Genomic DNA, 26,695 nt, shown 5'->3' on the forward strand with positions numbered 1-26,695 from the left:
CCCCCAATTTAGTTATAAGGAAAATATATCATATTGATCCTTAACCTTCTACACATATAAATATTGAATTTTAAGAAGCGACTTTGTTCGCTTCTTTTTTATTTCACTTTTGGAGGTAATTATGTCCAATGATCTAAGAATATTAATATCTGCCGGACTTAATATTGGAAAGTCGACGAATGAAATTAATAATGCAGTAAAATTGCTTGAGAATAAAATAAATAATTTAAAACTAAATATTCAGATCGATAAGAATCTTAGCAAGGGAATTCAAGACCTTATAGTTTCCGTTGAGAAAATGAAAAGTATAAGTCAAGATCAAAATAAGGTTGTCTCGGAATCTCAAGTGGTTCATAAACGCTTAGATGGGTCTGTTCAAACCCTAACTCAAAAAGTATTAAAAAATGGCGAAGTAATCAGTAAAACAAGAACGATTCATGATGAAAATAAACGAGCAATTCAGGACGAAGAGACTGCTACTAAAAAGCTAACTCAGGGCGTTGAGCAGCTTAATAAAGCAGAGCTCGACTCTATTAAAATCAGCAAAAATAAAGCTGACAAGATAAATGGCTACACCGTTAAATCAACAGATGGGTATAAAACCACTACAAACCGTTTAGAATCAGACGGTTCAACTCTTATTAATTCTCAAGCAGTAACCAATTATAAGAAACAGCGTGAAGATTTAATTAAGGAGCAAGAGAGATTAAATAAGAAATCTGAGGAATTAGATCGTGCTCATTATTCAGCTCTAAAAGACGCTCGTAAGCGTGAAGAAGAGCTTGAGAAAACACACTATTTAGCACTACAGCAGAACCAAAAGCGCGACCAGGACTATCTACAATCAAAAGCTAATATGCAGAATAAACTTAATGATATTCAGCGTCGATTTGGGGCAGATTCAAATGTCAGCAATCAAATCGAGAATCTAAATAACCAACTCAGCAATGTATCCTCAATTGGAAATTATAAAAATGCTTTAAGTAGTATCGATACTGAATTGAAGAAAGTTGTAACATCTGCGAAAACTGCCGGTTCAAACATTATGGGATTCGGACAACAATTTGCTGTAGCCATTCAGAGAATACCACTATGGATGGGCGCAATGACCGCCTTCTATTTCCCTCTTCGTCAATTTCAGGAAGGGCTAAAATCAATACTTGAAATTGATACGGCGCTCACAAATCTTAAGAAAGTAACTGATGAGACGACTGCAACATACGCTCAATTTGTTCGTGAGTCTGGTGAAATTGCGAACTCTGTTGGTAACTTGACGGTAAATGTAATTCAATCTGCAACCGAATGGGCTAGACTTGGTTACAACATTCAGCAGGCTAAAGTCCTTGCTAAAGAGACGCTGGTTTACCAAAATGTCGGAGACATAAAGAGTGCAGAGGATGCCTCTAAATCGCTCATTTCCACAATTAAAGGCTTTGGTATGGAAGTTGACTCTCAAGGTAAGAATGTAAGAAAAATTGTAGATATTTACAATGAAGTAGGCAATAAGTTTGCTATTTCAAGTGCGGGGATTGGCGAAGCAATGCGAAGAAGCGCGGCGAGTCTTTCCGAAGCAGGAAACACAATTGAACAAGCAGTCGCATTAGCAACTGGAGCGAATAGCACTATTCAAGATCCAGCGAGAGTCGGACAGGCGCTTAAAACTATATCCATGAGATTACGCGGCATTTCCGAAGAAGGGGAAGATTTATCTAACCTTGTTCCCTCTTTAGAACAAAAATTTCAGTCAATTGGTTTAACATTGCAAAAAGACGAAAATACGTTTAAGAGTACTTATGAAATATTCCAGGATCTATCTAAAGTTTGGGGTAAGCTCAGCGAATTTGAACGAAGTGACATCCTAGAGCTTGTTGCAGGCAAACTTCAAGGCAATATTGCTGCCTCCCTCATTTCTAATTTTAAAGATGCGGAAGGTGCTCTACAAGCGGGCCTAAATAGCTTTGGAAGTGCCGCTAAGGAAAATGAAACTTACCTTAAATCCATGCAGGGGCATATCGCTAAGTTGAAGAATGAGGCAACAAACTTCTGGCAAGGAGTAATGGACTCGGGGGCTTTGAATCAAATAATTGATCTGGGAACAAGTCTTATAGGAGTACTAAGAAGTGTAACAGATACCTTCGGAGGATTGGGCTCACTAGCAGGAGTTGCCACTGCTGCCCTAATCGCTTTTAATGTCTCCGTTAGAAGTAACACTGTTGGAGCGCTCAGCCAGAGCCTCGCTAATGCAGCCCTCCAATTTAAATCGCTATCCTGGTTTACAAATTTATATACAAGTTCAGCGGTTGGGGCTAGAGTTGCTACCATAGCTCTGCAGGCTACTATGACAATGGGTTTATCTATCGCTGTAGCAGGTTTAATCAGTGGATTAACTTCTCTTTACCAGGCTCACCAAAAAAATAAAGATATACAAGATCAAGTTAAAGCACAGAATGAGCAGATTGCCGAATCATGGAACACGCAGCAGGATAAAATCCAACCATTATTGAGTCAGTATAGAGCCTTAAACGCTCTTACAAATGAAGGTAAGACATTTAGTAGTCCAGATCAAGAACAAAAGTATCTACAAACTGTAAACGACCTTTCTACCCTACTCCCTAATTTAGTGGCTCGTATAGATGAAAAAGGTCAAAAGCATTTGCTTAATGCAGATGCCATTGAGAGGGAGCTAAAATACACAAAGGAATTAGCTCAACTTGAAAGACAAGGAAAAGTCGATAATGCCAAATCTGACTTTTCCAGTACAATCGAAGAAATTGAAAAAGCTAAAAAATCGCTCAATAAATTAAAAGAAGATTTAGTCGGTGAGTATCTTTTTGTAAATAAAGACAACATCAAAAATATATACGGCGATGTTAATGCTGTTCAAATCAAAATACTAAATAAAGAAAATGAGATTGCATTAAAAACAGATGTCCTAAAAAACAAAATGCAAACAGTTGTAGAGTCTTTCCTAAAGTTAAATAACATTGACATACCGGCAGAAGCAAGTAAAAATATTGCCACTGTAATTAAATCTTTAGATGTGTCAAATTTTAAAGACTCTGAAAAAATGACTCAGACTGTTCAGAACTTCTCCTCTTTTCTAAAACTTTTAAAAGAAAATAGTGGTACTGAAGAGGCAAAAAATGCATTCAACGCTTTAAAAGACACTCTTGGCTTAACGGATAGCCAAGTATCTTTGCTTAGAAGCAGTTTTGATTCGGCTAAGGGATCTCTTGATAGCGCAGCTAATTCGGCTGTTAACCTGAATACTGTCTTTTCGAGCTTAACAGGAAACTATAAAGCGGCATCCGATCAAATAAAACCTTTAAATCAATTGATTGATGCGATGGGTAAAGGGAAAAAGATGACCGCAGACGAGGTTGCTCAGCTCTCATTTCAGGTTGAAGGTTTCACCGAAGCGATAATCGACGAAAACGGTCAAATCAAAAATAACGTCGATGCTGTAATCAATCTTCGGGATGAGAAAATACAGGCTTATAAAGATCAAGAGCAAGGAATGATTGATAACCTCAATAAGCTTGAACAGACCACTATTCAAGAGTTAAAGCTCTATGGTATACAGGTGGAAGGTATCAAATCTGTCGCCGAAGCCTTAGGGGAAATCTCTACAAAAAAGAGCCAAGTATCTGCTGATATTCGTCAAATGGGTAGAGAAAATGATATGGCTGGAGTCGAAGAGGCAACAAAAACTTTTGATGTTCTTTTTGATACCGAAGTGAAACTAGGCAAAATCGAAGCAATAAAGAAACGAATTGAAGGGTTGGCCAATACAACTAGGAGCGGTCTTGAACAGGTTGGTATGTCTGAGCCAGCAAAAGATAAGAAAGCTAAAGAGAAAAAAGCTAAAACAAAGTCCGAACCGTCCCCCTATGACGAATCGGAAAAGTATAAAATCAACGAATATGAGCGCGCTTTGCAGAGACTTGACGATGAACTCAGGGAGTCCGAAGCAATCATCAATCGTTATCCTGACACGTCAAAGGATTATAGGGACGAGTTAACAAAACAAATTGAGATTCGGAAGAAGATGCAGGCTCTCGCTCACAATGAGGCCGAACGCCTTCGTTCTGAAATTTCAGATGTTAAGAATAAAATCGCCGTAGGAAAACTTAATCAGAAACAGGAGAACGACCTGCTTAAGCAACTTGAACAAAAAGAAAACAATCTTAGCCAACTCAGCAATAAATGGTGGGACTATCAAGTTGCGGTTGAAGCGACTCAGAAGAAGATTACCGAAAGCATGGCTAAGTACAATAAAGAACAATTTGATATTTCTAAAAATTGGATCGATCAAGAGAAATATTATAAGCGGCTATCCTTAGACGATGAATTAGCTGCTTGGGAACGTGTTCAGGCTAGGTATGAGCAAGGTTCTGAAGAGCGGTTAAATGCGGATAAGGAAGTTTACCGCGTCAGGCAAGAACTCCTGTCCAAGTATGAGGAAGATTTCAACAAGGTAATGGAGAAAACTTCCCAAGCTACAGATGAAACGATCGAGAAGCTTCGGAAAAAGTTGGAGACAAAGGAAACGTTCAATCCAAGTGAACTAACGGATTCAGTAGATGCTATCATGGCAAGTATCGATATGATTGACAGGAAATATCCGAACGGATTCTCCCCTATTGATACATCCGACGATGCCAGAGTAAGATTGAATGCTTATAAGGCTAATGTTACCGCTCTCGCATCCAACATGAAAAGCATGATGGAGATGCCATACAATAACGCAGATCAACTTAAAAATATGATTGATGGACAGATCATGTTTGCTGGAAATATCAAAAAGCTTATGAATGAAACGAATAGTCTTATTAAGCAAACTGAAACGGCCTACCGTATGCAAGAGGCATCGTTAGAAAATCAAATCAAACTGCATCAGCAAAGAAACGATAAAATTATTGAAGGTTTGAACAAGGCGCTTGAAGTCAAGGATACCTTTAATACAACTGACTTTAGTACTTCTATCAACTCCATTCTGTCTGCTTTAGATGCATTAGATGGTAAGTATGTTAAAGGTAATTTCGTTGAATCCACTCTGGGTACACGGGAAGACTTAGAATCGTATAAGAAGAAAGTTACCGAGATAGCTGAAGCCATTAAGAATTATCAAAACAGTGCTGACTTCTCATCCTCCTCAATTACAGAGCAGACTAAATATATTAATGGGTTGAAGACTCAAATTGATTCGCTTAACGACTCCATCCGAGTCAAAGAGCTTCAGTACAAAAATGAAGAAGAAGCGCTTGTCCAGTTAATCAAAGCAAAAGAGAAATCTTATGACGATGAAATCAATAAGCAGAAAGAAACATTAAAGAATCTTGATGAGCAGATTGATAAAGAGGATCGCTTAAAGAAACTCAAAGATATCAATGACGAGCTTGATAAGGTTAAGAATGATAAGCGCTTTTCTTATATTAATGCCGATGGCAAGGAAATACTCACCTATGATAAAGGGAAGGTTGCTGAATTAGAGAAGCAGCGCGACGATCTTCTAAAGCAGTATGAGCGCGAAGATGTAAAGAAAGCTCTCCAAGATAGCATTGATCAACTAGAAAAGACCAAAAATGAAACTATTCAGAAACTGCAAGAACAGCTAGATAAAACTAAAGTTATTCATCAGAATGAACTTGAGTCACAGAAGCTTTATGTGAAGAGTTTAGAGGATCTGTATCGGATTGGTTTACAGGATGTACAGAACAAAATTGGTCAGTTAAAATCGCAATATGATACTGAAATTGCAAATGAACAGGCGCGATTAGATACGCTTAGACAGGTTCATCAATCCGAACTAGACAGCATGAATATGTATGCCGGTTATCTGTCGCAACTAAATCAATTTCTTACTCAGGATACCCAAACAAAGATAGATGCTCTTAAAACCATTTATGACAAAGAAGCTGAAGATCTAAAAACACATCTTAAAGAGATGGTTGAGAATACAGAAGCAGGTAAGATGGCGTTTCATAAAGTATTAGATGAATATAAAAACGGCGCCATATCAAGACTTGATTCAATGGTGTCGGCAGCTCAAGACAGGCTTCGGCAAATGCAGGCTATTATGGCGGCTATGGCATCCATGTCTGGTGGCGCAACCCCATCCTCTTCGAGCATTCCTAAATATCACACAGGTGGAACCGCTGGGCTTCCCCCTCTTGCCAATAATGAAGTCCCGGCAATCCTGAAACTTGGAGAGCAAGTATTCACACAGGATCACATAGCTAAACTAAAAAGTATCATTATGCAGCCAATTAATTTTGTTGGAAGCATTTTGGGAAATGTACGTAATGCTATTCCCGATTCTCCAATTAGAAACAATCAAGAAACCGCCGTACCAACATACAACTTGTCCAATTTTACAATTCAAGCTAATAACCCAACTGAGTTGTTTAGCGGATTGAATAACTTAATTAAATCAAATAGAACTTAATGAAGAGAGGTTTCGGCCTCTCTTTCTTTTTTATGGAGGTGAATTATGACAATTATCGGATACGATTTTTATGGTACGCAATTTTTCCGCAGTCCAGGAAACGCAATAAAAGACATCTTTTATGGTGAAATTAAAGGCGGAATTTATGATGAATTAGAGATTAGAGACCGCACAGATACGCCAACTGATAAAGGTAAAACCAAATGGGAGATTGACCATCGAGCGATATTTAAATTCGCTGGAGACCTGGAAGGCGGTAATATATCTAATAGTGGTCTAGAGATTGTATCCTTTGCAATTAAGCGCCGAAGAGTCAATGAAATTGATTCTGTTACCCTTGATCATATTCCTTTTGTAAATAATCTCAGCATCAACTACGAAGATTACACGCAACCAAATGATGAGCTAATTTATACAATCGTTCCTATCGCCCAAAATGATTTGGGAGGAAAGCCGGTTGAAGTCCATGTAAAATCCGATTTTGTTGGCTGGTGGTTAGTTGATAAAGAAACAGACGCAATACTCGGATTTGATTCGGCTATTGGAGAAATCGGTAGTGTCGAAACAGCTTTAAATCAAGGCAGAACGGTAATTGAAACACTCTCTCGATTCCCTTCTGTATATTATTTCGATAAGGATTATCACACTTTTTCTCTAAGCACCGCAATTATTCCAAGTGAGTTCGAACGTTCTGGCCAGAACTATGAGAAGATTGTGAATACGTTTATTCGCGACCATCGTCCTTTTATCGTTAAATCTGATACAGGTAGAATCTTTGTCTGCGACTGTAGTAATCCGAGGTTTAGTACGCCGCTAAATACATGGAGAGATTATGATTATGGAGTTTTAACGATTGATTTCTTAGAAATTCAAGACTACAACGAATTTATGAATGAGTAAGAAGGTGAAAAATGCAATATTGCTCATCTGAATATTTGGCTGCTTTAAAAAGCCCAATCAAACAAATGTATTTGAAATTTGAATTTTATGATTCTCAAATGAATTACATTAGCGAGTTTACAAAGCAAATCACGGCTCAAGATTCTGGTTCCATTTCTGTTGATGCTTCTCGTCCAGTTAGACGTAGTTTCTCCTTCAAGTTATTGAACAAGAAAAACGAGTTTAACTTTGGTGAAGATAATCTTATTTGGATTGATAAACGAGTCAAAGTGTATACAGGTCTAAAGCTTAGGACTGGCGAGGTTGAGTACATTCCACAAGGAGTATTTGTCCTGTCTGAGCCTGAAGATAGTCATACATCAGAAGGTAAACTAACTAGCCTATCGGGTATGGATAAAATGTTTCTTTGTACGGATAAGCGAGGGAAGTTTAGAACAGAAACTACAATTGAAGTTGGTGGAAATATTGGAGCTATCATAAAACTATTGGCTCAAAAATATGGCGAAACCCAATTTAACTTTGACCCTATCTCAGAAACTATTCCATACACGTTTACTTTTCAACCGAGCGACAATATTTATAAAGCAATGTCTGATCTGGCTCTACTTGCTAAGTGTGAGCTTTTTTATGATGTAAACGGGTATCTTAGGTTGCGCAAGATCGATCTGAATCAATTTGAACAATCGCCATCAGTTTGGAGATACACCTACGGCGATCTGAGTGAACGGTTTTATGCGGGGAACGTGAGAAAGTTTGATGAAAATCAATTAGCTAATCGAATATTGGTTTTAGGGGGATCGAGCCAAATTGCTGAGAGCAGATTTGAGTTAGTCGTTACAGAAGCCGATCCACTTTGGCAAGGCCACCCCTATTCCATTGAGAAGATTGGAGAAATTACCTATGAGCACAACAGCGGCAATCCGGACAGTCTTCTCTCAACGAACGAAGAATGTAAATGGAGAGCTAAATATGAACTTATGAATCGGCTTGGTTATGCAGAAAGAGTCTCTTTATCGCTTAGTCCAAATTATCTTCATGATGTAAATGATGTTATCGAGATAGAGGACGAAGAAAACTCTGTTACGGGAAAATATCTTATCCGTAGTTTCTCGCTACCTCTAAATCCTCAATTAATGAATTGTGAATGCATGAAGTATCGCCGCGTCATAACCGATTGGAATTTCATCTAAGGAGGTGATCGGTTGACGAATGAAGATTTTATAAAAGCAGTTAGGCAGATTGTGCAGCTTGAATTAAAAGAAATGAAACTCTTAAATGGTCATTGGCATTTAGGAACTGTAAACAAGGTAAAAACTAAAACGTTGCTCTCGATTAATATTGATGGTTCATCTCAGACTCAAGATGTCCCTTGTAACCCAGATGTAATTTTTAATGACGGAGATCTTGTATACGTTGTTTATGTAAACGGTGACTCTAAAAGCAAATTTGTACCCTACAAAAGATTTGCAGACAAAAATTATGAAACGATGGTTTTGGCGAATAAAGTTTTAGGCAATTTGGCAATTGGATCAAAAGAGGATTTCACCAAAAATGCACCGTTTAACTTTACCGTCATTGAAGGTATTCGGGGCGGTGTAGAATACTCAGAATTATGGATACTAATTAACGCTCACTACGATTTTGAGGCAAAAAGATTCAAAAGGAAGAACATAAATTACAACTCTTTCGGTCTGCAATTTCAGAACAAAGGGACGTATCCAGGAGAAGAAAATTACGGCGACTATACAAATCAAAGTATAGGAATCTGGAGAACTAGTGGAAGAAATCAATATTCACAAAACGATCCTACCAGAAATTTAGTCGGTGAGGAAATTGGTGCATTTGACGGAAACGGGAAATGGCAAGAGTTTGGAATTATGCTTGGCTGGAACAACACATTTATGTTCGACTCTTATGGTGGAACTACTGTAGGTGGAGCAGGCTTTGAAATCGACGGAAATGGTACTAGTCCATATAAACGGGTGTCGCTTGGAAAGTTTAATGGTGGAAGTCTGGACTCAAACAAGAAATACGAAGAATATGGATATGCTTATAACGGAGATTTGTGGAATTCGTTTCATGGGATGTTTGGAAGTGACCAGGGTAACAGAAACAGCTCTTTCTTTGGTCAAATATGCCCTATCGACTTCTATGACACAGGGCAATTCAATCCGTATTCCAATCAAGCCTCAATGGATAACTTACGACTCGCATGGATAGTAAAACCCAAAAATTTAGGACATCAAATTGAAAATTGGAAAGATATTATGTCCGTAGACATGGACGGCAACATGAAATTAAAAGAAAGAACTGTTTCAGCTACTCTGGTAGCAAATGCAACTGTTAACGGAACAGACTTTAATTTTAACTATCCCGACTCAACATGGAATAAGAGTAACACATTTATAGCAGGTGTAATTGGTGTTCAATCCAACGGTTCACTTAAACAATTTGGTGCAATAAATGCCACATTCACCGACTTTGGCGCTTATGGTTATCTAGGTGAAGGTTTTCAATCTGCGAAGATTCTTATATCCAAATACTAAAAGAAATGAGGTGATTTATTGGCCACACAAAAACCCTATAACATTAATTTAAAGGGTACAACTGTTGATGCAAAAGATTCGATTAAAGTATCTTGGCAAAGTTCAGGTGACATGAGTGTAGCTTTTGAGGTTCGGATTTATAGAAATCAAGATAACAATCTGCTCTATGATAGTGGTCGAATAACATCGTTTGCGAAGAACTATTCCCTTCCAGCATTTGCTTTGCCAAATGGATACGAATTGAAAGTTCAAGTCACGATATGGGATTCTGGTAATAACTTTGCAGTCTCGGACACAGAGATATTCCAAACATCGTCTAGGCCGAATGTTTTAGTATCTCCAATTGGAGTTGTGAATTCTCGGTCCTACGAGTTTTCGGCTAGTTACACTCAGACTGAAAACGTTCCATTCAGATCATGGATTGCGTTCTTATATGACAAAGATAAAACGCTAATTAGTCAATCTAACGTTAGGACATCGACCCCTCTAGTTTATTTAATTAATTACTTAAAAAGCGGTTCATCCTATTTTATTGAGTTCCAGGCAACAAGTAACAAAGGTTCCGTTGGCACTAGTGGTCTGATCCCCTTCTCGGTCAGTTATCTGCAGCCCGACATTAGCATTAATCTTGAAGCGAAGAACATTAAGAATTCCGGAATCCAATTGTCGTGGAAAACTATTCAGATTATCGGAAATACCACTAAACAGCCCATTTATTTGAATGGTGAGAAACTGGATCTACGCGATGATGTTTTTACATTTACAGATGGATTTCATGTGGATGCAAATTTTACTCTAAAGTTATGGTTAGAGAACATAAAGTCATACACAGATTTGTTAGTTCTAAAAGGACAGAACGGTATTATGACTCTGCAATATTGGGATGATGACCAACGATTTCACCTATTCAGAGAAGTTTACAATTACCGTTCGCATTACTCCAGCCAGCCGCTAACCGGCAATGGCTATTTTTTATGCATTCAACAGATTGGCGGAGACATGAATATATTTGGTGAGGTGAATTAGAAATATGGCAGTTAATCTATCGACCTTTCCTGTTAAAATTGATGAGTTTCAGCGTCATTATGAGTTGCAAGCTCAAGATATTCCAGGGATACAAAGATTTCAGGAATTAAAGCTAAAAGCCAATCGCACTCCTGCGGAAGAGACTGAACTGGCTAATTTAACTGTACAGTATCGGGAAAAGTTTATTTCAGCGGATGATTTTAACAGGTTCCAAGATGCCTTGGTTAACATGGAGATATTCATTAAAGATAATGTCGAAGGTTATATCTTAACCAAGCAAGGGGAGTTTACAACCTATGTCGATGCAGCCAAAAATACTGTTCAAGCAACAAAGGACTCGGCTCTACAAACCATTGAGCAAAAAAAAGAGAACGTAATCACCTACCTTGATGGAACTACAGCAGGAGCTTTAAGAAACGATATTGGTGTCATGGGAGATTTGGAGACAATTAATAAACAATCTCTTGTTAAAGTGGCCAATGAGCTCCGATCTGACAATATAAAAGTAGACAATAAAATCGGTATTTTATCGGGGTTAAATTCCACTGATCAAAGCAATATTGTAAAAGCAATTAATGAAATCAAGTCTAATTTAGAGATTGCTTATTGGATGGGGGTATAAAATGATTAATACACCAAAGAGATTATATGTAAATCTGCCAGGCACAACAATTACTACTGCATATACTGTGCCAGCGTTAACAACAACTATCGTTAAAAATATTCATATTGCAAACAATACTTCAGTTGTTTCAACTGTAACTATTCATCTGGTTCCATTTGGGCAAACGGCAGCTAATTCGAATAAGATTATCGCCTCCTACCCAGTCAAGCCAAACGACAGTATTAGTGTCGATCTCTCCTCTGTTCTCCATTCTGGTGACACGATTCAAGTTTCTCAGGGTACAGCAAGCGCTATATCAGTCTATATCTCTGGAGTTGAGTGTGTATGAGTATTCGCCGTTTAGGAGACATGAGGATCAAGCCAGGGGCGTCTGGCGATGTTCAATCGAGCGATGTAAGAGCAGGTAAAACATTTTCATCTGAAATTGATACAGATCAAGTTGGAACCTTACCCGACCGTGGCGCTATGACCTTGACAGCGAGTGGAACAGGACAGGTTGTAATTCCAGACGGTATTCATTCTAATAGCAAGATTGCTCAAGTGAACGTACCTGCAGATAAAGTTTTGACGGGAACAGCAATTGCAAGTGTAGCAGGTACAATGCCTAATAGAGGCGCTCCAACTTTTAACGTCTCTCCTAATAATCAAACGATTACACCCGGCTATTATACAGGCGGCACAGTAGCAGGGGATGTGAATATTCGGCCTGAAAATATTAAAAAGGGAGTTTGGATTGGTGGAGTACAGGGAAATTCTCTAGAATATGGTGCAGGAGATTGGATTTCATTTGGACGTATCCAAAAATACCGATTGCTGCAGAGATGGGAGAAGACCTTTGCAGGTTCTAACTATGTACTCGAAGGACGCCCTTCTTGTGTGGATAACCGCTATGTGTGTAGCATGAGTTATTACGATGGCACCAACAGATTTACTCTGCTGATCTGTTGGGACGTTACAGGTACTGAGGTATGGCGACATACTGTACCGGCTGGGGGTAGCAATTATGCATTGGAGGGTACTTCGTTAATCTCTCGGGATCGTGCCCACGTATTTTGGTCTTATGGTAACAGTTCAGGTAATACATATTCTCCGAAATTACGGAAGATTAGACTTTCAGATGGTGCTACTATTTGGGACAATGTGGAATATATCGACCAAACTGCTGGGGCATTACAAGAAACCGCGGACGGAAAAATTTGGCTCATTGGTTCATTTTATACTAGTACCACTTACTCCGCCATTACTCGATATTCAGCATCAGGCACTTTAGAAGCCAAGCAAACACATAGTCCGGGCAATGGCCCACAGATAGTCGTCCAACCGGACGGTCAGTATTATTACCTTTTCGATGACAACAGGAGACTCCGAAAATTTCAAGCTACTGGTACCACATCAGTCGATGCTGGTGGTAATTACTTTGGCAAAGAGCAATGGTCTCTTTCCTTATCGGCCATATTCAGATCTGGTCAAGGGGCTTTCTGGGCGCCTGCCTTGGGTCAGGTATGTGTAAGTGGTGGTAGCTATGCCTATGCAAACAATGGTGAAGCTGTGAATACTGGAGCATTAGCACCACAACTTGCTTTTGTAAATCAGAGCGGTGTTCTGCAGGGAGTGTCAGGTGTGCCTTGTACATCGAGTACTGGTGTATGTACGCCTATAAATGACGGCGAATTTTATTTTATGGGAGATTCATCTGTTGTTACTCCCTACATACTAAGGACATCAGACAAAGCTGTTGTGGCTAGATTTGATCCTGGCGACCCTAATGCCTTTGGAGCCAATCGTAGTGGTAAGAGTTTCTCGTGGGATTTCGGTAACTGTGCATTCGCTATAACAAGGCCCATACCGAATAACGGCACAACCCAGTATCTATCTTTGCACTATCTAAATACTTACTTTGGCTAATTAGGAGGAATACACAATGGAAAAACGTTATATCACATTAAACGCCGATGGAGAAATAGGTACTATTTATGCGTCCTTAAAATACGCGCCTAAGGATGCAAAGCCTATTGAAGTAGACTATATTTTACAAGATCCAGAAAAAAGTAAAACACATGTAGCAACTTTGAAATTTGATCCCGATAAAAAATGTCTGTATTATGAATATACACTAGCACCACCTTCACAAGAACAAATAATTCAGGATATGCAAGCAGCACAAGCAGTAATGATGTTAGCCTTAGTGGATGCTGGCCTCATATAATATGAGAGGAAAGGAAGACTAATGGACTGGTTTAAAACAGTAAAAGTTTATTACGACAAAGGATTCTACACCAATGACAATGTAAAAGTGTTTGTGGTAAAGAACAAAATTACATCTGAACAATACGAGCTTATTACAAATGAAGAGTTTTCAGTTGAATAAAAGAAAACAATAAAATGATTATTTTATAATTATAAGGGACCTCTTTTCTGGGTCTCTTTTCTACATTAGGAGGACAAAAAGTGAACGAATCAATTTTGAAACTAATTTTTAGTACGGGAGCAACTATTACTACATACGCATTTGGGGGCTGGTCTGCAGTATTGGGGGTCCTTGTAGCACTTGTAGTAATTGACCAAGTAACAGGTATTGTGGCATCGATTAAAGACGGAACTGGACTAAGCTCTCGTGTAGGTTTTATTGGTATTAGTAAGAAGGTATTTATCTTTGTAGTTATCGCAATGTGTCATTGGTTCGATGGCATTATGAATCTGAATGGGATCTTGATGGATGCAGCAATTTATTTTTACATTGCGAATGAAACCATCTCTATTATCGAAAACCTTGGACGCATCGATGTACTCATTCCAGAACAACTCAAACAAATCATTACTGTGCTTCGAAATAAAAACCAAAATAAATGAGGTGTACTGTATCATGAGTTTTAAAATGAAATACTCCATTACTCCCCTATATCTTCCTACAAAAACAAAGAGACGGACGGGAATTACTGCTAATAAGATAAAGTTTATGGTTGCTCATGATACCGGAAATCCAAACTCGACTGCAAGAGGAAATGTAAAATATTATAATAATTCCGCCAACCAAATTGAAGCATCTGCTCATATTTTCGTTGATGATAAGGAGATCATCGAATGTGTGCCATTCCTTACTGATAAACCCGAGAAGGCTTGGCACGTTTTGTATAATGTCGATGTAGATAATAAACTATTTGGATGCGATGCAAACGATGCTGCAGGAGGTATTGAATATTGCTACGGAACCAATATAAATTCCAATGAGGCTTACAAGCGATTTGTTTGGGTTTTAGCTTATTCATTTTACAAATTCAACATTCAACCAACAGAATTAATAGGACATCACATTCTCGATCCTAAGCGAAAAACCGACCCTGAAAATGGATTATCAAAATCGGGAAGATCTTATGCACAACTTAAAAAAGATGTGATAAAAGAATACTATGATTGCTTAAATTGTGAGGAGGCTGATGAAAACATGTCATTGCAATTGAATGATTATGAATGGAAAATGCTTAATAGTATCTGGAGTCAACGATATAACAAAGGTGAAATTACAGATTGGAAATGGATTGATAGAATTAGATGTAGGCAATTGACAGCAGGAGAACTGGCCTTTCTAAACTCGGTTGTTGCGGCCAAACAAGATTGTTTAAGTGTAGAAGCCGAATCCGCAGGTATGCAGTGAATTGAAGAAAGCTAATGAAGGAAAAAAATTTGAAAAAAACTACGAAAATTCTGTAAATAGCACATCTCACTTTTTCCTTAGGCTTAAAGATGCACCAAAATGGCTTAGAGGCTCTAGCGCAACTTTTACACCCGAGAACCCATGTGATGGGATTCAGTATGCTGCCCCCTTTCTTTGGCTAGTAGAATTAAAAAGTACCAAAGGGAGTTCGATCAGTTTTAATCCTGAAAGACCTGAAGAGAAACCTCGAAATAAAACCACACATGTAATGATCAAAGCTCATCAGGTTAAATCGCTCATGAAATTTGCAACTAAAGATGGATTGATACCTGGATTCATATTTAACTTTAGAGAAAGAGGTACAAAAACCAAATACTATCCACCCGAAACATTCTTCGTACATATATATGATTTCGTAAAATGGACAAGGAATAGTAAAAAATCAGGTATAAACAGAGATGATTGCAGGACAATTGGGTTTCCAATACAAACAACTTTAGATAAAGATTATGACATTTGTAAGTTTATTGACGATTCTCTACCTTCTTTTATCAGTCGAGGATACTTAAAGATTGAGTTTCTTAAAAGTGTAGTTAATCGATTGAACTTATTAATTGGTGATAGTAAAAAGAAATAATATTAGGGCATCCAGAATAGATCAAACGATCAAATATGGCTGTCCTATTTTTTTCAACAGCCCTCTCTCTCCTACAGTTCGCAGGTGTTATCTAAACAGGAACTCCATAACACCGCTTTCTATCATAAATAATAAAAATAAATGTTTACTATAATTATAGATCATAATATAATACAGATAACCATATAACAAAGGAGGTGAAAAATTGGCTATTTATGAATACAGCAAACGAGGGAAAATTCACTATTTTTATTCTTTTGAAGTTAAAGATTTTCATGGAAAGAGAAAAACCATAAAACAAAAAGGCTTTACTGGAAAGAGAGAGGCGCGCGCGGCAGAAGCAGAAGCGCGCGTAGAATGGGAAAAGGGGTTGTTTGTAGATCCTTCCACAATTACTTACGCAGAATATTTGAAATCTTGGATAACAAATAAGCACAACATATCTCCCCAAACCCGGGAAACAAATGAAGGACAAATTAAAAACCATATCAATCCAGTGATTGGCAATGTTTTGCTGCAAAAGCTTACAACACAACATATTGAAATTTTGATAACATCATTAAAAAATAAAAGTTTATCATCTGGAACTGTTAAGAAGATTTTTAATTTGGTCAACACCTCTTTGAAATCAGCAGTAAAAAAAGAGTTAATCGTTAAAAATCCAATTGATTTAATGGACGTTGGCTCTAAGCCTGCTGTCAAAAAAGGAAGAGTTGATTTTTGGACAGTTGATGAAGTTAAGGATTTTCTAGATGGACTTGAGCACCGGCACAGAATAATATTTGTTCTTGCTATTTACACTGGAATGAGGCGTGGTGAGATACTCGGACTACGCTGGAGAGATATTGACTTAGAGAATGGTCAGATTAGGATCAGCCAAATATTAGCTTTTAAAGGTGAAATTAAAGATGGTGCAAAAACCGTTTCTGGCAATCGCTCAATTTCTATCCCTCCAATCGTAGTATCGGAATTACGCAAACACCGGTCTACAATAATTAAAGAAAAGTGGGATGCTCAAGAGAAGTATAAAGATCATGACCTAGTAGTGTGTCGCAAAAATGGATTGCCTGTAAGCTGGAGTAATTTTCATAAGTTTTGGCTAAGAATACTTTCTAAATCAAATGTCCGTCCAATACGATTTCATGATTTAAGACACACCTGTGCCTCACTACTTTTGAGCGGTGGAATTCACCCGAAAATTGTTCAGGAATTGCTTGGGCATTCGTCCATTAAAATCACCCTTGATACTTATTCTCACATGATGCCAAACATCCAGGCGGATGCCGTTAAAACGCTTGAAAAAATGTTAAATTGAATCTATGTTAACTCGTTTCCCTTGAGTGTATATTGTTACTTATGGTTTCCTGCCGTAAATACTGCCAGTTTATAATTTTTTCAAAACAAATAAGGCTAAAACCCTTGATAATACTGGGTTTTAGCCTTATGGATTATTACGTGGATATATTCCTACCCCGAAGGTTCAATATTCAATTTCGTATGTTCTTCTGGAGACCTTTAGCAGTCGTTTCGGTGCTGAAACCCTTGATATTGCTGGGTTTTTGGCAATATTGGTTTTCCGTTGATGACCTATTGTTACCGCTAAGATCATCCGGTTTCAGAACGAAATCCTGCCTAAATCCTACCAAGATTCCTGCCAAAAAACTCACCTTAGAACACTTAACTGTAATTGAAATATTAACACTCTAAAATAAAAAAAGCAAGGGCTTATGTCCTGCTTTCTTTGCCTTTTAACCGATTGAAAATCACGTCTTTAAATATGTTTATCGTATCTCTTTTTCTCTATCCGACTTACTGAAAAAAGAAGGTCCTTCAAAATTCAGAGTCGTTCCTTCTTCCAAAGCCTAGAACCTGAATAATTTGTTCTGCTGTTAAAACTAAAGGCAGATCTGCTTTGTTGATATGAAATGTTGGATTTTTATTTTCCATTTGTATCTCCTTTTAGCATCTTAGCACAAAATATAACGCGCGCTATCGCCCCGTCCTTTTTATATTTGGGCTACTGATCAAACTTAGTCGTAAAATCCATAACCATGCTTGTTGTTGGATTGCTAAGTTCGCTATTAAGATGATAAACAGTGAGTTACCTTTCAGTAAAATTGCCTTTTTGATTATCATGTATCGCATATTTTTATTTATATCAATGGCCGTGTATCAATTTATCTTTTCATTAACCATTATATAACTTTACATATTTTACTATATATAGTATATTGATTGCGTTTCAAGAATCATCTCTAAGCCCTGTGAGTGCGTTTCACAGGGCTCCCTCTATTCGAATTTTTATTCTATTCCACCAAGGAGAGTGAAAACTATTCGTAAAATTTGGCTTATTGTGTTAATTGTCTTCATGTTGGCTGTAGGTTTTTTTATTGGAGATTTTTATGGAAGTGAAATAAAAATTAACACTGCAATTAGTCAATCTCTTGAAAAAAGAACAGTAGAACATCTTAGTATTAAGGGCTTCGAATCAAAGGATTACACATTCAAAACAGTTAAGGCGCAAAAATTTGTTGGTATTAATGATTATGCAGTTGCGGTTCAATTTAACGATGAAGCTGAGAATACTTATTACTATAGTGAAGATACAGATGGAAAGATATATCAATCAAGTAGGAATGGACAAAAACATATTGAGTAATAACCACAAGGAAAAAATAAATATATTTTACTCAATAATATTACTATAGTAAGTTTATCTATCTGTCCGGCGAATAAGATATATGGGAGAGTTAGACTGTCTAAAAATATTTCAAAAATACTATCTTTAGTAATGGCATTGATTCCTGTTACTATATTTGCAAACGAGTCCACTTCTGATAATAGTACAGTGTACGCTGTCCCTCCTGGTGGTGGACGTGTTTATCCTGGAACCAACGTCAGTGTAATTCCGGGAGACGTTTTAGTTACAAACGATACTCGTAGTATGGGATTACACGGGCACGCAGCTATTGTAGGCGACTGGGATGGTGTAACGGTTAGCATTGAAGGCTCGGGTTACAGTCCAGGACTCACATCTTTAGACGATTGGTTTAAGAAGCGCCCTAATACTAAAGTAATGCGATGGACAGGTGCTTCCTCTCAGGCTATTAATGCCGGGTTTTGGGCAAAGAGCTATGTAAGCACTCATCCGAACGCAACATTCAGCCTAATCAATACGTTAGGAGACCAAGATAAAGTTTATTGTTCAAAGATACCTTGGATGGCTTTTTATTATGGTTCTAATATAGCTATAGATGGTCATAGTTATATTGCCGATATGGTATACAGCCCGTACGCCTGGCTATCTGCTAGTAAAATGAGTGCGGTTGCTGCAATTGGTGCTATGTAAATACAATAAAGACTTTAAAGCCCTCAAATAGAGGGCTTTCTTCATATCTTCGTACAATAAAATCATAGTTTTATCGTCTAATTATTAGTTTGAATTAGCAGCTTGTATCTTCTCATTCGAAGGTATAATAAAAGTGCATCATATTATTTATTATTTCACACTTTTATTTTATATTATTTTTTGAAGATCGCCCCCTTACAACTAGTAGGAGGCGATCTTTTTACAACAGATATTGTTACGGTTGTATTCTTTCTTTGCTAACTAATAAACGCATACCCTTTAATTTTTAAGAACCTAAAGGCTAGTAATTAAACAATTCTACTCCAGCTGAAACACTACCTGACCCATATAAATCTGCCTTATACGTGCAACCATTTTTTAAATAGACATCTTTGGACTTCTTAGCGTACCCAGTTGTCGATTCTTGGGTTGCGCTAAGAGATTCTATTTGCGACCAATTATAAGTACATTTTTCATATAAACGAGCGTCTGCTGTACCGCCACTGGCTTTGATTATAAATCTTCCAGTTTTATCTTGCCCAGTAATGTATTGTGTAGAGGCTGTGTTATTTCCTTGAACTGCTGCATATGTCCCTTCATCAATAGCAAAAGCCACACTAGATAAAGTAAAAGTAAGTGCAGCCGACAGAATTACAATAGCCAATTTCTTATTAAACATAAAAAACCTCCTAGTGTTAATACGAATTAATTCAAAATCTACACCCGGTATGTATTGATAAAAGTATACCATTTTTTGTATAAAACATCCATATGATTACATTAAGATTTTGTTTTCTGTGATGTTGTACAGATAAAATATGCGTCTTCAGATAACGTTTTCAGTTGCCTGAAATAAAAATAAGGTCTAAATGGTCCGCTCTGAATACTGATTACATTTGTTGCTTGTACTATGAATATAAATACAGATCGGTATGATAAAACGCTGCACTTATGAACATTTTAGTCAAAATATATACGAATTGGCCTCCCAATAAGTTAGTCTGTTTTCACTGAGTGACAAGAAGTCGATCCGTCAATATCAGGTATCGAGATAACGTTTCGATAGCAAAAACGATGGAAATTTAGGGTGAAAATTAAAATAAGTTTAGTGTAGGAATAAAGTGCTGCGGACTCTTTTGGAAAATAACCAGTTTTCGGATGTAAAATCCCCCCTCTAACTACCATATAAAAATAATGCTTGTCCCTCGTAAAAAAAGAAATTCCAAGTTTTTTTGTGCTATCTATTTCCTTTCAAGGTCAGTTCAGTTGGTGGATTTCCACTTCCTTCAAATCCGTTACGAGTCATTTTGTCCCTACCATTCCAATTAAACTTAACTCTCCCCAATCCCATATCTGGAGTAAAAGGACTCCCAACCTGAATCCAATATCCTTGGCATACGAATGGACTTGATGGTGCTCTGTTCGTATATAGCACACTCATAGGTTTTCCATTTTGAAACATACCCAATCCAGCAGTCACAAGATTGAATTCGCTCCAAGGGCCTTCGTTCGTTTCCCATGTCATGTAATAAGTCCCACCATCATTGCCATTCCAAACCGAGTAGTTCACGCCTCGAGTTTGTTCAAACTCGCTTGTTCCGGACATTGGTATAGGTAGACGAGTTGATTGAAATTTACTCCACTCCGTTGCCGGAAAATCATTTCCCGATTCTTTAAATAGTTTTGTTTGCGTATCATTTGATCGCAGCCCTAGTCGCCCAAGAGTGCCGCCACCCGAAGTATATGGAATATCTACCCACGATGTCGTAATTATTTTTATCTCTGGGTTTGCTTGAGAATAACGTACTGCACCGATGTTGATATTTGCACCTGTAGGTCCATCAAAACCCGCCCAACAAAAAGATGGACCTATTCTTGGCAGTTGAAACTGTCTCATTATGTATTGCTTCCCATTATTCGCTATCCATTCTCCTGTCAAGTCTGTCGCTCTTTGTGGGTAATTTAAGTTCAACAATTCGCGCACCTCCATCTTTTATAATGAAGATTATTCATGTAGAACTTTGTCTTATTCCTCACTTCTGCCAATACAAAGTCAATTCATTTATGTCCATAATGTGTCTTTATATATTATTACAGTTAATATTTTACTATAATTAAATAGTATGGATTTTATTAAACTAATAGGAGGTTTACTATGAAAAAATCTATTGTATCATTTTTGTCGGCTGCCTTACTTCTCAGCTCTGTATCTTCCGTAGCTCTTGCAGAACAAAATGTTATGGATCCACAGTCACTAGTTACTCCTCAAGCAGTTGGTGCTGATTCAGGGTGGCAAACTCAGAATAATATAAGAGCAAGGGTTTATACGGACGATACTTTTTATGGCACTGGGGCAAATACTATTTCAGTTACGGTAGAGAAATCAACACCTGGTTCACAATTTTATTTAGTCTATTTCAAAAATGACACGCATATGGTAGAGGTTGCAAGAGGAACGCTAACTACAAAAGCCACTCACAATATATCCAAGAGCAGTTTAAACTCGATTCTGCCGCAGAATAGTCAAGGTAACTTCAAGGTATTGTTGAAATTTATGGAGCCAGGACCTGAGGCACCAAAATGGTTAGGTGACTGGTTTACAAAAAATACGTTTACAGCCGTCAGAATATAGTCATTTTTCTTGAGTTCTTGTTGGTCTTACAGCAAGGACTCTTTTTATGTAAGCCGACCGCTCTAACCAACTGATCTAAGGTATCAAATAACCATAATATTTCATTCTTTTATTTTTATTGTCAACTCTTAATTATCTTGATTAATGATTGAAGAACGGGTCAGACAAATTTAGGAATATGCAAAAAAACTCAAAGAATTTTTAACGATCATTCTAAATTCGTCTAACCTAATGCGTAAGCTTTACTTAACATGCACCTTTATTGCATATTGAGCGCTTCCTTCAGACCAGTCTGCACTAATACTATACATATAAATTCCTTCTGAGGACGGTACTGTTATTTCGTTAGAATTCTTTGTTTCTATATCTCTATTGTCATTGTCAGTAATGACTTGTCTAATAATCGGAGGACCATCCGGTTCTCTCTTAAAGGAAATCTTAATTACTGAATTTTTAGGTACGATTATAGCTTCTTTATCTTTGACTGCATACCAAGGGGACATGTTCTTTTCTTTACCAAATTTCCAATAATACGATGCGGTTTCCACTGGTATATCTATGCTCGCACTTTTAATGTAGGCTCTAGGTGCTTCTGGTAATGGTTTCCCATTAAACAAATTTAAAAAAGATAATACATAAATACATACTGCAACTGATAAAAATAGGACTATCCATTTTTTCATTTTTGCCTACTTTCTCAATGTGTAAAAAAGTTTATTTTTTATGTGCCATCGATAATTATCTCCTTATAAAATCAGTTTTTTATCGCATCAATATACACCAGCCCCTAGCCCTTAAAATGTCGATTCTTTTTTCACCCCCGACCATCGAAACCTTCAACCCTGTTCAGACGGAAAGCCCCGTCTTCAAAGCCCTATAACAAGCCATCTTCCAGTTGCTCAAGCACGCAGCTCCACCAATGGTTTTCGTCTGCCAGGCTGGCCGCGTCCTTCTCTTCAAACATAGCCCGCATGCGGGTCAACTCCGCCTTGCGATTGAAGACCGGCCGATTCGGACGCTTAGGGACGATCTCGCCACGTTGGAAGGCGGCCAATCGTTCGCGCATTTCCTCCGCCGTCCATATTGTCGCTTGATCACTTTCGGAGCGACTTGCTATAAACGATCGGACGCAGGATAAGAACAACAGAAACAGACAGATGTCCGAGTTAACGAATCCTGATTGCCCGGAGGCTGGGTGGAAGGAATATAGATGCCCCGAACCTTGAGCCAGCCCCAGAATGGAGCTTTCCGGCTCCCATTCGTATCCGATGGGCAGAAGCTTGCGTTCGCCATCGTACAGAAGTCCCATATCCGTGAACGATTGGAAGCGAACGCCCAAGACGGCACCCGCAAGCTCGATAAGAGGAAGCCCTTCCTTAAGCAAGAATGCCTCTATCTTTTCAGGCAAATTGACGGATCTGACGAGATTCGGATCGTAGAAGACAGCGTTTTTCAAAGCTCTATTCCCTCCTCTTATTTCAAAAAATACTTCGAACTGCACTTGCAATTCTTCTTTTCAGATGTCGCAATTCTTTCTCTTTCCTATGAAATCCGTGTTTTATAAATATCAAATATACTGTACTGAAGTAGATGCTCCTTAATTATTCACCTTCCTCTATTTTAACCAGCAACCCTACAGTTACACTAATCGTTTCTCCGTTATCAAATTCAACGTAGGCTGCGTCAGTTTCTGTAGTGAATCCATCAAACTCGTATTGTAGGAATGAGCCGGTTTCCCAAAACCGATTCGAATAAGTGGTATTAGCTGATGGCGAATGGATTTCATAGTGTCACTTCGCCTTTGTACTCTTCAATAACCGCACAGCTTCCCGTACATATTTTCATTTTCTATTCCTCCCATAAAAGTAACATTTTATTGTATGAGTGGATTCAAAACAACACTATAAAAGCCGTACTCTTCGGTTGTGTTGGAGTCTTTAATTCCTCTAACTATTGATTTTAAAAATCCTAATAACTAAGTCGGAATTATATGGTATTATTATCTTGAATCTTTTTAATCCAAAGGAGTGAGTAAAATGGCTACTACAACATTTAAGGCATCGGCACACTTGCAAGAAGGTGTAGTTGTAAAAGTTAGTTCAAGAAATTTTGAGTTTACTATTGACGAACCTAAAAGCCTGGGAGGAACGGACACTGGGATGAATCCAGTTGAAGTGTTACTTGGATCGTTGGGTGCGTGTCAATCAATTGTAGCCAGAGTATATGCTAAAAAGTTTAATATAAATCTTGAAGACTTTCGAGTAGAAGTTGAAGGCGATTTGGATCTGGATGGATTCTTTAAGAAGGCAGATGTTCGTCCAGGATACTCTGACATTCGTTACACTTTTTATATCAAAACAGATGCGCCTAGAGAACGAGTTGAGGAATTCGTTAAGTTCTTAGAAGAAACTTGCCCTGTAGGAGATACAATTGCAAACTTGGTCAATCTCAAATTAAACGGTATTGTAATCGAAAATTAATCTTAAGATACATTTACTTAGCACCCTGTTTGGGTGTTTTAGTTTCCAGTCTATTCTATAAAATTAAAATTTCATAGTGATCTATTAGTTTTCGACATTATTTCACCTCGGTCTTATCTGCATCTTGTTCATTTATCAAATGATTTTGTATACGGTTTTTAGGCAACCGCAATAATGCGAATGCGCTAAAATCGGTTAACGCGTCACTTCCTTTAATTACTTTTTCGGGAATCCAAACTTCACATTGATCCTGTGGCAACCCTTGCTCTTTCCTTTTTGAGTAGGAGCATGCATAGACATATTTCCACTCGACGGAATAAGTACTAGCGCATTATCCTGGCGCCGCTCCACCATTACCTTCGATAATTGTTTACTCACTCGATGCATCAAGCACTACTCTTTTACTCCGTCATATAAATGTTTAAAAAAACGGACAGTTGATAAGATTTCCGAATAGTTATCATTATCATCTATATGCTCAGACACCAGCTACGTCAGATTCCCAGAAGCAGATAACTGCACCAAAGATTTCTGAATTGGTAGCCCCACAAGATGTGACCGGGTTTTCTTATGAATTTTCCGATTTTGGAAGAGCGTCTGATCCATTACTTACTAAAGGGACAACAACCTTCAACACAACGGCGGCGGTCTATATTATTCTAGTACAGTGGTCTACCGATTATTATAATGGTGCAACTGGAAAAGTAGATATGCTCTACGAACTTATTGATGTAAAAACTAATAAACCGGTTCAATCGGAAAGAGTATATGAACAATTAACATCTCAAAATAAAACCATTGGCTGGTCAAATGTACCAGCCGGGTCTTATAAGGTTAGATTAACAAACAAAGGTGCAGGATATGGCCATGGTAATGGTTTTGTTCGCGTTCTGGATGAGCCGCGGAAAGATCAGTTTCTCTAAGCCTGAAGAAGTGTTTGATACGAAGAATAGTGTTGTTGTCGAGTTTTTAGTGAGTGGGAAAAAAGATTCTGGTTTATTTACCAGTTCAACTAAAGACAACTCATATGAAGGTGCGATGGTAAACAGTGTCCAGAAGAACACTTTACACAATAAAATGAGTAGGCCAACTCTTTTAAGCTTTAATAATCAAGCTTTATATGAAAACCATATTGTTGCAGGGATTATAAAGCTGTGAAATTTATAGACCTGAAAAATGTTTATGATGCCCTTTTTATTATGATTTCTGGAAAATTCATTTCAATACACTGTCGACTTCTTATCATAAATGATTCGTTTTATTGTATTTTTATCATGTCTGAATAGATAAGACGCTTGTTCTTCGGCAATTCAACGTTTTGATGAAAGTGGCCGAAATACCACCGTTTGTACTTCAGTTTCTGTTCAACCTCATAAAAATAAGGATGCATTTCATCCTTCTCCATGTGAATATTGAATACCGATGAAATATAATCTAGATCCGAAGTAGAACAAGTATGAGTGATCACATAGTCAACAATCCAATTGTTCCTGTTAAGATTTTCTAAGCCTTCTTCGTATTCATCTTTAGAAGGCATTTCTCTCCTCCACCAAGACTTCCCTTCTTTACGATACTCTTTGTCATGTGACGCAGCTCCACCAAACGTAAAAAACTTCTTATTTTCTATCGTGAATACCTGTCCCCTCATTAAGTGAATAACGCTGCTGTTGATTTTATGTACCTTTCCGCCATTCCAAATTTCAACCGGGTACTGCTCCAGCAAATCAAAGTTTTCATGATTCCCGTCAATAAACAGAGTCGTAAAAGGCTTTTCTTTGTGGAGCCACTTTAGCCAGTACTGGTCCTCTCTACTCCCATCCCATATTAAACCAAAGTCACCGGCAATGATTACACAATCTTTTTTCGTTAAGTATTTTTGTTCTGGAAAGTTCTTCTTATTAAGCCGACTACCCACGCTTACGGTTCCATGTATGTCTCCGGTTATATAAATCATGTGTTACTCACCGTTACTCTAGTCCTCCCATTTAAGTCCAACTGGAATCGGAACAATAAATTCGTGCTCACAAATTGGACAAGTGGCAGGTATTATAGGATCTTCATCTTTATTTATTTTCAGGTATAAATCTCGCAAAAATGCAAGGTCAGCTATAAATAATTGTTCAATCACTTTCGTGTCAATCATTGGAAGGTCGCCTAATCTAGTGATAACTCTTGTAAGGATAATTACAAATAAATATTGTGGATTTGCTTGAACGCGCGAATCTCTCATGGGTAGAATTTCATCGGCGGCTGTTGCAAGTCTCATTACTCCTTTTTTATGTGTATTCCCGCTGCTGTCTTCAAACCCTCTCGGTAATTCAAACTCATATTCTGTCTTAAATGCCATTAAAAATGCCCCCTTCGAATTGTTTTCTTGCAATGGTGTATTTAACTTTTTTC

The 26,695-nt window shown here is 37.8% G+C and carries 25 protein-coding genes; 19 read left to right on the plus strand and 6 right to left on the minus strand.

The window, feature by feature from the left end; all coding sequences use genetic code 11:
• Positions 1–121: 121 nt before the first annotated feature.
• The 16 genes from PCH01S_RS06125 to PCH01S_RS06195 all read left to right on the plus strand — a co-directional run bounded on the left by PCH01S_RS06125 (position 122) and on the right by PCH01S_RS06195 (position 19,183).
• A complete protein-coding gene (locus PCH01S_RS06125) occupies positions 122–6,448 on the plus strand; it encodes a phage tail tape measure protein (protein ID WP_053228664.1) in 6,327 nt (2,108 codons plus the stop codon).
• Between the two features lie 45 nt (positions 6,449–6,493).
• On the plus strand, positions 6,494–7,348 hold the full coding sequence (locus PCH01S_RS06130) for a hypothetical protein (protein WP_042227724.1): 855 nt from the start codon (positions 6,494–6,496) through the stop codon (positions 7,346–7,348).
• A gap of 11 nt (positions 7,349–7,359) precedes the next feature.
• On the plus strand, positions 7,360–8,538 hold the full coding sequence (locus PCH01S_RS06135) for a DUF5048 domain-containing protein (protein ID WP_042227726.1): 1,179 nt from the start codon (positions 7,360–7,362) through the stop codon (positions 8,536–8,538).
• A gap of 12 nt (positions 8,539–8,550) precedes the next feature.
• Positions 8,551–9,894, plus strand: a complete 1,344-nt coding sequence (locus tag PCH01S_RS06140; protein ID WP_042227727.1) for a hypothetical protein — start codon at positions 8,551–8,553, stop codon at positions 9,892–9,894.
• 18 nt (positions 9,895–9,912) lie between these two features.
• Positions 9,913–10,920, plus strand: coding sequence for a fibronectin type III domain-containing protein (locus PCH01S_RS06145; RefSeq protein WP_042227728.1), 1,008 nt, complete (start codon positions 9,913–9,915; stop codon positions 10,918–10,920).
• Positions 10,921–10,924: 4 nt separating this feature from the next.
• Positions 10,925–11,542, plus strand: coding sequence for a hypothetical protein (locus tag PCH01S_RS06150; RefSeq protein ID WP_042227729.1), 618 nt, complete (start codon positions 10,925–10,927; stop codon positions 11,540–11,542).
• Position 11,543: 1 nt separating this feature from the next.
• Positions 11,544–11,873, plus strand: a complete 330-nt coding sequence (locus PCH01S_RS29635) for a hypothetical protein (protein WP_042227730.1) — start codon at positions 11,544–11,546, stop codon at positions 11,871–11,873.
• Positions 11,870–13,450: a hypothetical protein gene (locus tag PCH01S_RS06160; RefSeq protein WP_042227732.1), complete on the plus strand. Its 1,581-nt coding sequence runs from the start codon at positions 11,870–11,872 to the stop codon at positions 13,448–13,450. The genes PCH01S_RS29635 and PCH01S_RS06160 overlap by 4 nt, the downstream gene beginning before the upstream one ends.
• A gap of 16 nt (positions 13,451–13,466) precedes the next feature.
• Positions 13,467–13,751, plus strand: a complete 285-nt coding sequence (locus PCH01S_RS06165; protein WP_042227733.1) for a hypothetical protein — start codon at positions 13,467–13,469, stop codon at positions 13,749–13,751.
• A 21-nt stretch (positions 13,752–13,772) separates the two neighbouring features.
• Positions 13,773–13,913, plus strand: a complete 141-nt coding sequence (locus tag PCH01S_RS29640; RefSeq protein ID WP_084706542.1) for an XkdX family protein — start codon at positions 13,773–13,775, stop codon at positions 13,911–13,913.
• Between the two features lie 80 nt (positions 13,914–13,993).
• Positions 13,994–14,395: a phage holin family protein gene (locus tag PCH01S_RS06170; protein ID WP_042227734.1), complete on the plus strand. Its 402-nt coding sequence runs from the start codon at positions 13,994–13,996 to the stop codon at positions 14,393–14,395.
• A 13-nt stretch (positions 14,396–14,408) separates the two neighbouring features.
• Positions 14,409–15,197, plus strand: a complete 789-nt coding sequence (locus tag PCH01S_RS31265; protein WP_053228665.1) for a peptidoglycan recognition protein family protein — start codon at positions 14,409–14,411, stop codon at positions 15,195–15,197.
• A gap of 1 nt (position 15,198) precedes the next feature.
• Positions 15,199–15,834: a hypothetical protein gene (locus PCH01S_RS06180; protein ID WP_042227736.1), complete on the plus strand. Its 636-nt coding sequence runs from the start codon at positions 15,199–15,201 to the stop codon at positions 15,832–15,834.
• 205 nt (positions 15,835–16,039) lie between these two features.
• A complete protein-coding gene (locus tag PCH01S_RS06185) occupies positions 16,040–17,149 on the plus strand; it encodes a tyrosine-type recombinase/integrase (protein WP_084706543.1) in 1,110 nt (369 codons plus the stop codon).
• A gap of 1,008 nt (positions 17,150–18,157) precedes the next feature.
• Positions 18,158–18,493, plus strand: coding sequence for a DUF3139 domain-containing protein (locus PCH01S_RS06190; RefSeq protein WP_042227738.1), 336 nt, complete (start codon positions 18,158–18,160; stop codon positions 18,491–18,493).
• A gap of 285 nt (positions 18,494–18,778) precedes the next feature.
• Entirely contained in the window at positions 18,779–19,183 is a 405-nt protein-coding gene (locus PCH01S_RS06195) for a C40 family peptidase (RefSeq protein WP_053228666.1), read from the plus strand.
• A 301-nt stretch (positions 19,184–19,484) separates the two neighbouring features.
• On the opposite strand, the gene PCH01S_RS06200 is transcribed toward PCH01S_RS06195, so the two are convergent.
• On the minus strand, positions 19,485–19,862 hold the full coding sequence (locus PCH01S_RS06200; RefSeq protein ID WP_042227739.1) for a hypothetical protein: 378 nt from the start codon (positions 19,860–19,862) through the stop codon (positions 19,485–19,487).
• A gap of 558 nt (positions 19,863–20,420) precedes the next feature.
• A complete protein-coding gene (locus tag PCH01S_RS06205; protein WP_129112482.1) occupies positions 20,421–21,080 on the minus strand; it encodes a hypothetical protein in 660 nt (219 codons plus the stop codon).
• A 258-nt stretch (positions 21,081–21,338) separates the two neighbouring features.
• Between PCH01S_RS06205 and PCH01S_RS06210 the strand changes: the two genes are divergently transcribed.
• Entirely contained in the window at positions 21,339–21,815 is a 477-nt protein-coding gene (locus tag PCH01S_RS06210) for a hypothetical protein (protein WP_042227743.1), read from the plus strand.
• A gap of 242 nt (positions 21,816–22,057) precedes the next feature.
• Here PCH01S_RS06210 and PCH01S_RS06215 read toward each other — a convergent pair whose 3' ends face one another.
• Both PCH01S_RS06215 and PCH01S_RS06220 read right to left on the minus strand, forming a co-directional pair.
• Positions 22,058–22,498 (minus strand): hypothetical protein, encoded by a 441-nt coding sequence (locus PCH01S_RS06215; protein ID WP_042227745.1) that lies wholly within the window; start codon positions 22,496–22,498, stop codon positions 22,058–22,060.
• 191 nt (positions 22,499–22,689) lie between these two features.
• Positions 22,690–23,271 (minus strand): SUKH-4 family immunity protein, encoded by a 582-nt coding sequence (locus PCH01S_RS06220; protein ID WP_042227747.1) that lies wholly within the window; start codon positions 23,269–23,271, stop codon positions 22,690–22,692.
• A 580-nt stretch (positions 23,272–23,851) separates the two neighbouring features.
• Here PCH01S_RS06220 and PCH01S_RS06225 point away from each other — a divergent pair.
• Positions 23,852–24,295: an OsmC family protein gene (locus tag PCH01S_RS06225; RefSeq protein ID WP_042227749.1), complete on the plus strand. Its 444-nt coding sequence runs from the start codon at positions 23,852–23,854 to the stop codon at positions 24,293–24,295.
• Positions 24,296–24,831: 536 nt separating this feature from the next.
• Positions 24,832–25,218: a hypothetical protein gene (locus tag PCH01S_RS30300; protein WP_129112481.1), complete on the plus strand. Its 387-nt coding sequence runs from the start codon at positions 24,832–24,834 to the stop codon at positions 25,216–25,218.
• Between the two features lie 335 nt (positions 25,219–25,553).
• On the opposite strand, the gene PCH01S_RS06235 is transcribed toward PCH01S_RS30300, so the two are convergent.
• Together PCH01S_RS06235 and PCH01S_RS06240 are read right to left on the minus strand one after the other, a co-directional pair.
• Positions 25,554–26,249 carry a metallophosphoesterase family protein gene (locus PCH01S_RS06235; protein WP_042227752.1) on the minus strand — a complete coding sequence of 232 codons (696 nt, stop codon included), beginning with the start codon at positions 26,247–26,249 and terminating at the stop codon, positions 25,554–25,556.
• An 18-nt stretch (positions 26,250–26,267) separates the two neighbouring features.
• A complete protein-coding gene (locus tag PCH01S_RS06240; protein ID WP_042227754.1) occupies positions 26,268–26,642 on the minus strand; it encodes a hypothetical protein in 375 nt (124 codons plus the stop codon).
• Positions 26,643–26,695 lie beyond the last annotated feature (53 nt).

It is taken from the genome of Paenibacillus chitinolyticus NBRC 15660, assembly GCF_000739915.1.
GTDB lineage: Bacteria > Bacillota > Bacilli > Paenibacillales > NBRC-103111 > Paenibacillus_F > Paenibacillus_F chitinolyticus.

Bases quoted from the DNA above. Each gene is read 5' to 3' on its own strand.
- PCH01S_RS06160 (WP_042227732.1), top strand. From the start codon at position 11,870: ATGAGTATTCGCCGTTTAGGAGACATGAGGATCAAGCCAGGGGCGTCT.
- PCH01S_RS06150 (WP_042227729.1), top strand. From the start codon at position 10,925: ATGGCAGTTAATCTATCGACCTTTCCTGTTAAAATTGATGAGTTTCAG.
- PCH01S_RS06205 (WP_129112482.1), bottom strand. From the start codon at position 21,080: ATGAGACAGTTTCAACTGCCAAGAATAGGTCCATCTTTTTGTTGGGCG.
- PCH01S_RS06195 (WP_053228666.1), top strand. From the start codon at position 18,779: ATGGGATTACACGGGCACGCAGCTATTGTAGGCGACTGGGATGGTGTA.
- PCH01S_RS06125 (WP_053228664.1), top strand. From the start codon at position 122: ATGTCCAATGATCTAAGAATATTAATATCTGCCGGACTTAATATTGGA.
- PCH01S_RS06240 (WP_042227754.1), bottom strand. From the start codon at position 26,642: ATGGCATTTAAGACAGAATATGAGTTTGAATTACCGAGAGGGTTTGAA.
- PCH01S_RS31265 (WP_053228665.1), top strand. From the start codon at position 14,409: ATGAGTTTTAAAATGAAATACTCCATTACTCCCCTATATCTTCCTACA.
- PCH01S_RS06200 (WP_042227739.1), bottom strand. From the start codon at position 19,862: ATGTTTAATAAGAAATTGGCTATTGTAATTCTGTCGGCTGCACTTACT.
- PCH01S_RS29635 (WP_042227730.1), top strand. From the start codon at position 11,544: ATGATTAATACACCAAAGAGATTATATGTAAATCTGCCAGGCACAACA.
- PCH01S_RS06215 (WP_042227745.1), bottom strand. From the start codon at position 22,498: ATGAAAAAATGGATAGTCCTATTTTTATCAGTTGCAGTATGTATTTAT.
- PCH01S_RS29640 (WP_084706542.1), top strand. From the start codon at position 13,773: ATGGACTGGTTTAAAACAGTAAAAGTTTATTACGACAAAGGATTCTAC.
- PCH01S_RS06130 (WP_042227724.1), top strand. From the start codon at position 6,494: ATGACAATTATCGGATACGATTTTTATGGTACGCAATTTTTCCGCAGT.
- PCH01S_RS06225 (WP_042227749.1), top strand. From the start codon at position 23,852: ATGGCTACTACAACATTTAAGGCATCGGCACACTTGCAAGAAGGTGTA.
- PCH01S_RS06210 (WP_042227743.1), top strand. From the start codon at position 21,339: ATGAAAAAATCTATTGTATCATTTTTGTCGGCTGCCTTACTTCTCAGC.
- PCH01S_RS06165 (WP_042227733.1), top strand. From the start codon at position 13,467: ATGGAAAAACGTTATATCACATTAAACGCCGATGGAGAAATAGGTACT.
- PCH01S_RS06235 (WP_042227752.1), bottom strand. From the start codon at position 26,249: ATGATTTATATAACCGGAGACATACATGGAACCGTAAGCGTGGGTAGT.
- PCH01S_RS06135 (WP_042227726.1), top strand. From the start codon at position 7,360: ATGCAATATTGCTCATCTGAATATTTGGCTGCTTTAAAAAGCCCAATC.